The sequence below is a fragment of the Halalkalibacterium halodurans genome (genome assembly GCF_005671335.1).
In the GTDB taxonomy this organism is placed as follows: domain Bacteria; phylum Bacillota; class Bacilli; order Bacillales; family Bacillaceae_D; genus Halalkalibacterium; species Halalkalibacterium halodurans.
This window is the reverse complement of the sequence record NZ_CP040441.1, coordinates 2757473-2769244: the sequence shown is the minus strand read 5'-3', so window position 1 is coordinate 2769244 and position 11772 is coordinate 2757473. Positions and strand designations below refer to the sequence as shown.

The 11772-nt window shown below is 42.9% G+C and carries 13 protein-coding genes; 8 read left to right on the top strand and 5 right to left on the bottom strand.

What is annotated here, in order from left to right:
- Positions 1–19: 19 nt before the first annotated feature.
- Complete coding sequence (locus FED51_RS13380; RefSeq protein ID WP_233422054.1) at positions 20–1066, bottom strand: FUSC family protein; 1047 nt, start codon at positions 1064–1066, stop codon at positions 20–22.
- Positions 1067–1331: 265 nt separating this feature from the next.
- Between FED51_RS13380 and FED51_RS13375 the strand changes: the two genes are divergently transcribed.
- The 3 genes from FED51_RS13375 (at position 1332) to FED51_RS13365 (ending at position 3524) form a co-directional block, all read left to right on the top strand.
- Positions 1332–2420 carry a M23 family metallopeptidase gene (locus FED51_RS13375; protein ID WP_053430861.1) on the top strand — a complete coding sequence of 363 codons (1089 nt, stop codon included), beginning with the start codon at positions 1332–1334 and terminating at the stop codon, positions 2418–2420.
- Between the two features lie 375 nt (positions 2421–2795).
- On the top strand, positions 2796–3239 hold the full coding sequence (locus tag FED51_RS13370) for a hypothetical protein (protein ID WP_053430862.1): 444 nt from the start codon (positions 2796–2798) through the stop codon (positions 3237–3239).
- A 159-nt stretch (positions 3240–3398) separates the two neighbouring features.
- On the top strand, positions 3399–3524 hold the full coding sequence (locus FED51_RS13365) for a GapA-binding peptide SR1P (protein WP_083445502.1): 126 nt from the start codon (positions 3399–3401) through the stop codon (positions 3522–3524).
- A 50-nt stretch (positions 3525–3574) separates the two neighbouring features.
- Here the strand turns inward: FED51_RS13365 and FED51_RS13360 are convergent, their stop codons facing one another.
- Entirely contained in the window at positions 3575–5050 is a 1476-nt protein-coding gene (locus FED51_RS13360; protein WP_010898791.1) for an aminotransferase class I/II-fold pyridoxal phosphate-dependent enzyme, read from the bottom strand.
- 129 nt (positions 5051–5179) lie between these two features.
- Here FED51_RS13360 and FED51_RS13355 point away from each other — a divergent pair, with 129 nt between their 5' ends.
- Together FED51_RS13355 and FED51_RS13350 are read left to right on the top strand one after the other, a co-directional pair.
- Entirely contained in the window at positions 5180–6178 is a 999-nt protein-coding gene (locus FED51_RS13355; RefSeq protein ID WP_053431952.1) for an NAD(P)H-dependent flavin oxidoreductase, read from the top strand.
- A gap of 18 nt (positions 6179–6196) precedes the next feature.
- A complete protein-coding gene (locus FED51_RS13350) occupies positions 6197–6463 on the top strand; it encodes a UPF0223 family protein (RefSeq protein WP_010898789.1) in 267 nt (88 codons plus the stop codon).
- 30 nt (positions 6464–6493) lie between these two features.
- Here FED51_RS13350 and FED51_RS13345 read toward each other — a convergent pair whose 3' ends face one another.
- Positions 6494–7135: a YktB family protein gene (locus FED51_RS13345; RefSeq protein WP_053430863.1), complete on the bottom strand. Its 642-nt coding sequence runs from the start codon at positions 7133–7135 to the stop codon at positions 6494–6496.
- Positions 7136–7416: 281 nt separating this feature from the next.
- Between FED51_RS13345 and FED51_RS13340 the strand changes: the two genes are divergently transcribed.
- The 3 genes from FED51_RS13340 (at position 7417) to FED51_RS13330 (ending at position 9553) form a co-directional block, all read left to right on the top strand.
- On the top strand, positions 7417–7605 hold the full coding sequence (locus FED51_RS13340; RefSeq protein ID WP_010898787.1) for a hypothetical protein: 189 nt from the start codon (positions 7417–7419) through the stop codon (positions 7603–7605).
- Positions 7606–7847: 242 nt separating this feature from the next.
- Positions 7848–8651 carry an inositol monophosphatase family protein gene (locus tag FED51_RS13335; protein ID WP_134229130.1) on the top strand — a complete coding sequence of 268 codons (804 nt, stop codon included), beginning with the start codon at positions 7848–7850 and terminating at the stop codon, positions 8649–8651.
- A 2-nt stretch (positions 8652–8653) separates the two neighbouring features.
- Positions 8654–9553 (top strand): NAD(P)-dependent oxidoreductase, encoded by a 900-nt coding sequence (locus FED51_RS13330; RefSeq protein ID WP_010898785.1) that lies wholly within the window; start codon positions 8654–8656, stop codon positions 9551–9553.
- A 111-nt stretch (positions 9554–9664) separates the two neighbouring features.
- Here FED51_RS13330 and FED51_RS13325 read toward each other — a convergent pair whose 3' ends face one another.
- On the bottom strand, positions 9665–11233 hold the full coding sequence (locus FED51_RS13325) for an IS1182 family transposase (RefSeq protein ID WP_138090578.1): 1569 nt from the start codon (positions 11231–11233) through the stop codon (positions 9665–9667).
- Between the two features lie 308 nt (positions 11234–11541).
- Positions 11542–11727, bottom strand: a complete 186-nt coding sequence (locus FED51_RS13320; RefSeq protein WP_010898784.1) for a DUF5325 family protein — start codon at positions 11725–11727, stop codon at positions 11542–11544.
- Between the last annotated feature and the right edge of the window lie 45 nt (positions 11728–11772).

Here is an 11772-nt window from a genome sequence, read left to right as displayed (position 1 = left end):
TTGAGTTCTCCTAATCACATTAATCCGAGGGGCGTAGCCTTTCTAAAAAAATATAGGAAGGGTACGCGCGTTCTTCCAATGAAAAACGGCGTTCATCAGCCGTACATTGTTCAAGCTCAACGGTCAAATCATGGAGCGAGATCAATTCAGAGAGCAGGCGATGGATCGGCTCCGTTGCATCTTTCTTTTTGTGCATCGCGTCCTCCAATTGTCTGGCAAGTGCATAATGTTCCGTGTGAATTTGGTGTAAAGGGTCTTGAAGAATGTTTGTCAACGAAACAAGAAACGAAAGAACGAGCTGCCTCTCCTTTACAGATAGTGGTTTCTTCAACCGAATTTGACCGATCTTCCCCAAGTGAGCAAGGGCTTTGTAAACATAATCTAGCTTTCGATGTAAATAAGTGAAAGACCGTTTTTCAGAGGAAGACGATTTCCGATATTTCCATTCATCATGTTGAAATGTTGTTAACTTATACGTCTCGGATAAGTGATGGTGCAACGTACGATACGAGGTCATCGTCTCTTCCTTTTCAAAATCGACCACCTTCGTTGTGACAAGTTTAAGCTCAGATGATAACATGGCAAACATTTTTTCCACTTTGTTCATTAAAATTGGGCCAAATTTAGGTGGTAAGATCATGAAATTCACAAAAGTGGAAATCATGATTCCTAAAGACGTGCCAGCTACTCTAGAAACATAATCAGCAAATAAATGATCAGTTGTCGATGGGATCATGGCAACAGCTGTTAATGTGGCTACTAATGTTCCAGCATCCAGCCTCAAGCGAGCACAAACCGCAATTGTGATCATTGATACAATTGCGTACGTAATAGGGGTCTGTCCAAAGAAATACGCTGAAAGCACGGCAAAAAAAGCACCTAATGCAGCTGCCGGCAAACGAATCAATCCTTTTTTTAGCGAATCAGCAGCTGTGGGTTCCGTTGTAACAATCGCCGAGATCACAGCAAAAGTAGGGGATAGGTTGAATGCCATACAAATCGCCGTTGTTAAACAAACGGCCAGTCCCGTTTTCAACACACGTCGGCCAATCCAAGGATGTTTCATGAATCCGCTGATCTCCATTTCACACACTTAAGTAGTTAATAGTCTTTAGTATGTGAGAGGAAACAAAAATTATTCATGATCTAGATAAACCTTCATTGTGAAAATCCTTGGATACGATGTAATTGTCTTTAAGCAAATGCTAGAAATAGTCTTTGTGAATGAGAGCTTGCCATGATTTCCTACCTTTGTGCCTTGTCACAAAAAGTCGAATACGTTAAAATGCACCCATGCACAAAATAAAAGTATAACAGAAAGGGACATGAACGTGAAGAAAAGACACTTATGTTGCTCTTTATTTGCTATGGGAGTCGTGCTTAGCGCTTGCCAAAGCAATGGCTCTGCCAATGAACCACAACCATCCGAACCACAACAGGAGGCAGTTGAAAACGAACAAGAAGAAAATATGAGAACAATCTCTTATACAGTAGGCGAGGATGATGCGAAGGTTTCAGTGGACGAGCTTATTCAGACCCTTGATGGGGAGTTAACTTTCGATGAGCTTCATCGCACGTTGGAAATGACGATACATGAGGATCAATATAGGTTGATTGATGGTGTAACTGTACTTGAACGAAATGGTGAATACTTAGCTACTGATGAAATCTATCTAATTGAAGAAGAAGGGGAGCTTTATTTACCGGTCGCCTTTTTAGAGGTAGGCTTAGGACTTGAAGTAACGTTCCAAGAAAAAGAAGTGGCGTTCCAATGGTTTGGACCTGCCGAACGAGTTGGTGGACCGCCAGAAGGGTTTGATTTTGATGAGTGGGATGTTGACACGATGGTTGACTATTTGTCATTTTTAGAGCGACCGATTCAAGGGGCGCAAGTGAGCACAATTGATAGTCATTTACCTGGAGCACCTCGCGAGTATCGAAATGGCTTTCATGAAGGCATTGACTGGTATGATTTTGCCACTGGTGGGAACATTTCACGAGAAACCCCGGTATACGCCATGGCTGAAGGAATTGTCGTACGAGCAGATCATGATTTCGAAGACTATGAATCACCAGAGGTGCGAAATGCTGATTTAGCCCTAACAGCGGAGTTAGGTGAAACACCAGAATATATCTTTGATCGTCTTCGCGGTCAACAAGTGTGGGTACAATATCCAAATGGTGTCATGAATCGGTTTGCCCATTTAAGTGGAATTCCAGAAGATCTTCAGGTAGGTGATCGCGTCAATGCAGAAACGGTCATCGGTTATGTTGGAAATTCTGGGACAAGCAGTGCGGTGAATGGAAATTTAGATGACGATCTTCATTTACACCAAGATCTACTCATTTACGGTGAGCTATTCTGGAAACCGTTAACCCTTGAAGAAACAAAAGAAGTCTTGCAAAAAATTTGGCCGTGATATAAGAAGAAACGAGAGTCTAATGACGACTTTCGTTTTTTTTTAGTTTTCTTGCTATTAAAGGAGATGAAACGGAGAAGAAAACGACGTTTCAACCATTAAGGCTTGGCTGTTTAAGCCAATATAGTATGAATAATAGATGTATTGAGTATTTGAAGAAAAGTGGGGGACGAAGTTTATCGATTAAAATATGGGAAAAAATATCTACAGAAGCGAGAAAGACTTCGGATAAACTTATAGACGAGGTAAGGCCATTGGCTGTCAATTAAACAAGTTGTTTTACAGTTGTATTCGACAGTATTCGTGTAAAGTCGTCATCCGTTTTTAGTCTATTTTATGGTATCATAGAAGGGGAATGGAGGTATTACACAATTCATGGATAAATCACAAATATTGGATGAATTGAGATTGCAAATAGGCTGCGTTCCTGATTCAGCGTCGACATTAACTGATTTCTATGCAGGAATTGTTCAAGTACTTACCGATCCACTTGATGATTTATGTGCGGCGATTTTTTTAACGTCCGCTAACGCTTTTCATAAAATAGTGTCTGAAGGGGGAGTCCCGTTCACTGATCAAGTGAGATTCGGTGAATCCCTTCTTAGCGTCGTTGCTATTCGAGGAAAGCTTCAATGCTTCTTTACAAGTCAAGATCAAACGATTATTTCTCCATTTTATAACGGCCATCATTTAATTGGTCAGTTGGTGATTGTCGTCCAGGCCAGTCGCTATAAGGTGACAGAAGAAGATCTCATCTTTGTGAGGGAGGTTAGTCGTTTTATTGAGAATCAGCATATCAAATACGAAACCATGTTTTGAACCAACCAGCATCATTAGTGAAGCGGTTGGTTTTTTTAGTGTGATATAATGGATTTAAATATGACATACAATTTAGTCTTGACGAGATAAATGATATATACTATTATGTAAATAAATCAAATGTTAAGCGTTTTCAACTATTGAAAAGGGGATGAGTATATGGGAACAATCGTGTGTCAGACCTGCAACCAGACCATTGAACATTTTGAAGTTGAAAAAGTCACAACATTATATGCGAAGTGCCCTAGTTGTAATGATAAAAAAGAAACAAAAAACGAGAGATAACTAAAAAAGACTCATCTATGGGGGAGATGAGTCTTTTTTTATGTTAAATATTAACGGATGGCTTCGTGCTCTTTTATGACACGCAACGTTCGAAAGGTGTCGTCTTCTGGACCTTGCACAGGAAGACCGGCACGGTTGTTTTCACGAATGTAGGCGAGATTGCTTTCGGTTATAATTTCACCAGGAATTAGGATTGGAATTCCTGGGGGGTAAACCATAATAAATTCTGCAATGGTACGTCCGACAGAATCTTCGAATGGAACGACCTCAGTTTCAGCATAAAAGGCATCTCGCGGAGACATGGCGAGTGTAGGGATATTTGGAACGTAGACAGAGACTGGACTCCGTTCACAAATCCCATGTTTGTGCAGGTCAGCCAGCTCAGAGAGAGCTTTGACAAGCAGATCCATCTCCCGCTCAGTGTCACCAAATGAAACGATGCAAAGAATATTATATAGATCTGACAGCTCAACCTCGATCTGATAATGTTCCCTTAACCATACTTCTGCATCGTAGCCAGTAATTCCAAGATTCTTCACAGAAATGATCAGTTTCGTTGGATCGTAATCATAGGTAGCAATCGTTCCAAGAATCTCCTTGCCGACACAGTACAAGCCATCAATGGCGTTAATTTGATCTCTTGCCTGATCAGCCAACTGAATGGTATAGCCAATAAGATCTCTACCGTTTGTCGCTAAATGCTTTCTCGCCGCATCAAGGGAGGCGAGGAGCAAATAGGACGTGGAGGTTGTTGTTAGCATACTTATAATCGTTTGCACACGCTTCGCAGAGACGAGGCCTTCGCGAACATTTAAAATGGAGCTCTGTGTCAAGGAACCTCCAAGCTTATGAACACTCGTTGCCGCCATATCAGCTCCGGCCTGCATTGCCGATAAGGGAAGGGCTTCATGGAAATGAATGTGTACCCCATGCGCTTCATCGACAAGAACAGGAACGTCCCTGCTATGGCAAAGCTCTACAATTTTTTTTAAGTTTGCAGCAATGCCAAAGTATGTCGGGTTAATAACAAGAAGTCCTTTGGCATCAGGGTGAGCGTCAAGCGCCTTTTCCACCGCTTCAATCGTGATTCCATGGGAAATCCCTAGAAGGGGATCGATTTCTGGATGGATGAACACAGGTGTCGCTCCTGAAAAAACGATCGCAGACATGATCGACTTGTGAACATTTCGTGGCACGATGATCTTTTCACCAGGCCCGACAACGGACATAATCATCGTCATGATGGCACCGCTTGTCCCTTGGACAGAAAAAAACGTATGATCTGCCCCAAATGCTTCGGCGGCTAACTCTTGTGCTTCTTTAATGATCCCATGGGGGTGATGTAGATCGTCAAGCGGGCCTATATTGATTAAATCGATCGACAGAGCATTGTCACCGATAAATGAACGGAACGCTGGGTCCATACCAGCTCCTTTTTTATGACCGGGAATATGAAATTGTACAGGGTTATGTTTAGCGTGAGCAACGACTCCCGAGAAGAGGGGGGTCTGTTCTTGACGAGACAACTCAGTCACCTCTTTAGCTGATAAACTTTACGTGATTTTACAAAACAAGAATGAGTATAACAAATTCAAGCCCGTATGCCTAGTGGAGGAATGAAGAAGAAACTCTAGGAAAACTTTTTGTGTGGTAAAATGAGCCATAAGGGGGAAATCAAGGAGGGATTTACTGTGTGGGAAACAAGAGTCACGAGTTTACTAAACATACAATACCCAATCATTCAAGGAGGCTTAGCTTATTTAGCTTATTCTGAGCTTGCTGCTGCCGTGTCAAATGCTGGGGGACTCGGTCAAATTACGGCCATGTCGTTACAAGGTCCTGAGCAATTGCGCAAAGAAATCGAACGAGTGCGAGAGAAAACAGAGCATCCATTCGGTGTGAACTTTGCGATCGGTCAACATGGACGGCCATTTGAAGATATGGTGCAGGTTGCCATCGAGGAAGACGTTCCAGTCGTATCAATGACAGGGGGGAACCCAGCTCCCATTTTAACCATGTTGGAACATACATCGATCCGAAAGCTTGTGTTGGTTGCATCACGAAGACAAGCGGTAAAAGCGGAAGAGCTTGGGGCGGATGCCGTGATGGTAGTCGGCCACGAAGGAGGGGGTCACCTAGGACGTGATGATGTCGGAACGATGGTACTTGTCCCGCAAGTCGTGGACGCTGTTTCGATTCCTGTCATTGCTTCTGGTGGTATCGGTGATGGAAGGGCATGGATGGCTGCTCATGCTCTTGGTGCTGAAGGAATTGAAATGGGGACGCGCTTTATTGCCACAGTCGAGTGTATACACGCTCATGCTAAGTATAAAGAAAGGCTCGTCCAAGGAAGTGAACTGGATACGGTCGTCATTAAGCGTTCGCTCGGGAGCCCTGCTCGGGTGATCCGAAATGATTGGACGGAGCATATTTTAACAATTGAACAAACGAATCCTTCCTATGACGCACTCAAAGAGTATATTAGCGGGGAGGCGAACAAAAACTTTATCTATGATGGACAGGAGGATAAAGGATTCGGTTGGGCCGGGCAGGTCATGGGAAGGATCCGTGACGTTCCTACGGTCCAGCAGTTGTTTACTCGGATGATTGAGGAAGCCGTTGATGTTCGAAAACGTTGGGAACTATCTGAATGAAAGGATGACAAATGAATCATGAAAACAACGTTGCCAATATCGCTTGATTGGTCAACCGAGGAAGTGATCGATGTGGTTCACTTTTTCCAAGCGATCGAACAAGCATACGATCAAGGGATTGCCCGAGAGGATTTACTCGGTAAATATCGTAGGTTTAAAGAAATCGTTCCCTCCAAAAGTGAAGAGAAACAATTGTTCCGCGCATATGAGCAGGAAAACGATGTGTCCTGCTACCAAACGATAAAAAAAGCGCGAGAAGAAATGGAAGAGCATATTCAAATGTAAAAAAGAGAAAGGCACGTGCCTTTCTCTTTTTTACATTTGAACCGTTGACTGTTGTGCAAGTTGATATAATGGAACTAACGTTTTAAAGGTATCTTCAATTGTGTGCAAAAGCTTGTCTCCATCTTGAACAAGTGGATCTTTACGATCAAGGGTAATGCCGCACAACAGCTCTGCTTTTTTCACATCACGAAGTCGCTCAACCATTTTTGTAAAAGCGTCATCGGATAGTTCGCTTTCGGAAATGGTGTCAGGTTTTGTATGGTCCACAGACCATTTGAACGAATCGGGAATGTTCTCTCGAATCGCGGTAGGAGCTTTTAGAAGCTCTTCCGCAAATGCACCTTTCACAGGAGATTCGTAAATGATAGCGAACCATACAAAAAGGTGGCTTTCCCACAAGCCTACTTGAAAATGAGGAAGCTTTTTGTAGCCTCGCTTACTGTTTGCAAAAGCGGCCCAAGTGTCATTCGGAGGGTTTACCGTTCTGCGCGCATGTTTGGCTGTATGAACGAACATTTCATCTCCGGTTAAGCTCGAAAGCGTAGGGACCAGTTCAGTCCCAAAAGCTTCCAACTTAGGGCGGATTTGATTTTTTATTTTTTCCATTCGAGGTTCAAGCCCATCGATTGTAAAGACATCAAAATCAGCTTGTACGAATCCAGGTATACTCATAATCGAAAAACTCCTTTCAAAAAAGACCATGTGTACAAATAGGGTACCACAGAGGGGCGTTTTTCACACAATCATATGCTTATTGTGACTTTGCGATTAATTCCTAAGAAAAAAAAGCAAAAAGGTTGCATTTTCTTAGTTTTTTTCATAAGATAGAGTAAAGAAAACTATCTGAATTTTTTGTCAAATATTCCTGTTTTAGTAGTTGCTTCTGTCGCGAAACGTGCATGAAAAGGTTAACCCTACCTTTTGACATCCTCTTGTGAAGGAGTGTGACGATCATGGAACAGGTCATTCAAACGTTTAAACGAAGAGACGGAGAAAAGAGAATTCCTGTCTTGCGCCTTGAGATTGATTACGAGCTTATGACATTACATGACGCCATGCTTGCCGAAGACATTAATGCGATGAGAAAAACAAAACGTCGCCTTGAAAAGCTTCGACTTGAACTGTTACAGCTGGAAGCATAACAAATAGGTTAGGAAAAAGCGCAAATTGATTTTGCGCTTTTTTCGTTTTCACTTTCATAAAGTTTCACTTCATAAAAGTAAAAGAAAACCGCCGTTTCTGCTATTAATACCTTGGGCTCGGCACCAACTTAGTTTTTCTTGTATGTTAGATATCCTCATTAAAGTGCATGCACTTTAATTTTTTCGCTCGTTTGTGTCATAATGGAACTAACTTTTCATAGTGAGCTTGGAGGGAACGGTACATGACGCGTGAAAACAAATGGATAGATATTGGAGAGATTGCAAAGGCGTGGGTTGTTGAAGCAGCTCAACATATTAAACAAGCATTGGAAGGGACGTTTAACGTGGAAGCGAAGTCCAATCCAGATGACTTAGTAACGGATGTGGATCGGTCTACGGAGCGGTTTTTTTACGAAAAGGTTACCTCACACTTTCCAAAACATCATTTTTTAGGGGAAGAGGGGACAGCGGAGAAGTTAGATCGTCTAGATGGGACAGTGTGGATTATTGATCCGATAGATGGAACGATGAACTTTGTTCATTCCCAATATCATTTTGCGATCTCAGTCGGAGTCTTTCATGACGGAGTTGGTAAGGTCGGAATTATTTACGATGTTATGAACGATGAAATGTTTTATGCCGTCCAAGGAGAAGGGGCCTACGTTCGTGATACAAAATTGAAAACGATCACAACTAGCTCGGTGAACGAGAGCGTCGTTGGAGTTAATGCCCGATGGCTTGTCGAACAGAGGGCACCTTTCAGAGGTGAACTGGAACGTCTTGTCAGGGATGTGCGGGGTGTTCGCTCGTTCGGTTCAGCCGCATTGGAATTGGCGTATGTAGCCGCTGGTCGATTGGACGGATATGTGAGCCTTAAGCTGTCACCATGGGATTATGCGGCCGGTAAAGTGCTATTAGCAGAAGTTGGGGGGACGATAACCACTCTTCAAGGGGAGGAGCTCTCGTTATTAGAGCCGAGCACTTTGTTAGCTGCGAATTCATCCTTACATAGTGCCATTGTGGATCAGTATATTAAGGGGGAATAAACGTGAGTCAAAAGGTTGGATTTGTGGGCTTAGGGACGATGGGATTACCAATGACGAAACACCTTGTGGACAAAGGGTTTGAAACGTATGTGAAAAGTCGAAGCCGTGGTCCGATTGAAGAAGCGATCCAATATGGAGCGATAGAAGTAGAGTCCTACAAGGAATTAATGGAGACTGCTGATATTGTTATGACGTGCTTACCCCTTCCTGAGACGGTCATCGACGTCTATGAAGGGGAGGACGGGCTCATTGCAGGGCTGTCTCAAGGGAAAATCTTGATTGACCATTCGACCGTTGACCGAGAAACAAACGTACGAGTTGCCGAGCAAATTAAAGAAAAAGGTGGCGCATTCCTTGATGCCCCAGTTAGTGGAGGTCCGATGGGGGCTAAGGCTGGAACGCTGACAATTATGTGCGGTGGCGAAGCTGATTCGTTTGAGCGTAGTAAGGAAGTGCTGGGCGCTTACGGTGACTATATCGTCCATGTTGGCCCTATCGGAAGTGGCACGGTGGTGAAGCTTGCCAACAACATGGTGATTGGCGTCCATCAGGCTGTTCTGGGAGAATGTTATCTATTTGTGGAGAAGGCAGGCGTTGATCCAGCCATTGCATATGAGATCATTAAGCGCAGTGCAGGATTTTCAAAAAGTATGGAATGGTCTGTTGATGCGATTTTAGATCGTGCATTTGACCCGCGGTTTTCCATTAATCTGCTCCATAAAGATATAGGGTTGGCCCTTAAATTAGGAGAGCAGCTCGGAATCCCTCTTGAAATGGTAGAAAAAGGAGAAGAACGGGTGAGAGCCGCGAAGGAACAGTATGGCCACGAAGATGTTTCAGCGATCATTCGTCCACTTGAAGAGAAGCTGGGCTTAGAGTTAAGAAGGAAGTCGTCATCTTAAAAAAAAGAGGCTGGGACAAATCTAACTAAGAAGTAATTGTAGAAAGGGCCGACCATCAAAATAAGATGTTTGGACCCTTTTTAGTTGTATTTTTGGTCATCTGTTGTCCTATTAACTGCTCATGGCGGTGTACTTTCTCAAGTTCACCGCCATGAATGCAAAACCTAATTCATTTTTTACCTTCTCTTTTCCTCTCACTGACATACGAGTGAAACCCAAATTAGCCTTCAAAAATCCGAAGACTGGTTCCACATCAATCTTACGTTTACCGTAGATTTCGCCCGTTTTCTCTTCTGAAAGCTTTTGTCTGATGGATTCCTTTTGCTGTTCCCATTTTTCATTGTAGTGTATTTTTCGATTATGGCCTTCTTTAGCCTTGGTGCATTGGGAACGGAATGGGCAACCTGAACAATCCTCACACTCGTAGACTTTAAATGCTCGTGTAAAACCACTTTTATCTTTCCGATTCGATAGGTAACGGAACGTCAACTTTTGCCCGTTTGGACATGTAAAAGAATCTGTTTCCTCGTCATATTCCCAATTGGCAGAGTGAAAGTCGTTATTTTTATATCTTTTTTTCTTCTCCTTACGGTACATATTATACGTGATAAGTGGAGTGCACTCCCGATTCATTACATCTTCATAATTCTGTTCACTACCATACCCTGCATCAGCGACAATGTACTGGGGCAGCTTAAAGAAGTGTTCCTCAATCTTATCCAGAAAAGGAATAAGCGTGCGTGTATCTGTTGGATTTGCGAAGACATCAAATGCAAGCGTATATTGCCCTTCTGTCGCAATTTGCACATTATATCCTGCTTTTAGCTGGCCGTTCTTCATGTAATCATCTTTCATTCGCATAAAAGTGGCATCCGGATCCGTCTTGGAATAACTGTTACGCTCTCCGAATATGGACATGTCGTTTTGGTATTTTTGTTTGCGGGCCAAAAAATCTTTGAACTGTTTGAGGTACTGTTTCGATCTTTTGCGTTCCGAACGTAGTTGTTTACGTTCCTCTACTTCTGCACTTTCTTTAATTTTTTTATCAAATTCCTCCACTTTCTCGTCAAGCTTTTGCACGACCTCGTGGAGTTCTTTAGGAGATAGTTCTTCCTGATCTTCCCGTTCTATTACCGGAATAATTTCCTTTTCCAGCAATTCATCATACATTTGATTGGATTTCTCCACCAAAGCTGCACTGTATTTTTCCGTCGCTTTGCGCCAAACAAACGTAAATTTATTGGCGTTCGCTTCGATCTTCGTCCCGTCAATAAAGATAGCTTCTTCCTCTATCAATTTTTCCTGCACAAGCTGGCAACGAAATTGGACGAAGCACTGACGTAGTAGTTCTTTTACGTCTTCGTGGACACGAAAGCGATTGATGGTACGGTAACTCGGTTCGTATCCTTGAGCCAGCCACATCATACGAATACTATCCTTGAGTAATGCTTCCATTTTTCTTCCGGAGAAAACAGATTGTGTGTAAGCACATAAAATCACTTTCATCATCATTCGTGGATGGTAAGCAGGGCTGCCCGTGTCACGCAAAAAACTGGCGAAGGCTTCATCAGGAATCTGTTCCACGAGTTCATTTACAGTGTAGGCAATATCCTTTTCCTGAAGCTTTACTTCTAAATCTAACGGCAAAATCACTTGATCCATGTTATAATATTTAAACATAAGGACACCCCCGGTAAGTTATTGTGTGGTTACTTTAATTTTACCAGAAGGTGTCCTTTAGGTTTCAACAAATTAGTTGATTGTAGCGAAAGGAGCGAGACGCCTTCGGGAAAAGCATTCGGCGAAGATCCCGCAGGGCGGTTTTCCCGAGGAAGCTGAGGCAATGCCCGAGGCAAGCGAGCATCCTGTAGCGAAAATCAACAACAAAGTTTAGCAGAGCATAAAAAGGAAAGAGAGACACCCACCCAAACTTATTGGGATGAGTGCCTCTCTATTTTTTATTTACCGGGTTTTGTCCCAGCCTCTTTTTACATATCCTCTGATTCTCGAAGCTTTTTGCGTAACGTAAATCCTAATCCTGTCGCAACAAAAATACTTACAAACGCTAGGATGGCAATGAGGATGCTCCGCTCTGCGATGGCGATCCCGATGGCCATAATGCCGATAACTGTAATAATGGCAAGTAATAAAAACAGTACATTTTCCTTTTTCATGAAGCATCCCCCCAAAAAATACCGACAATCACTACCCATAGTGTA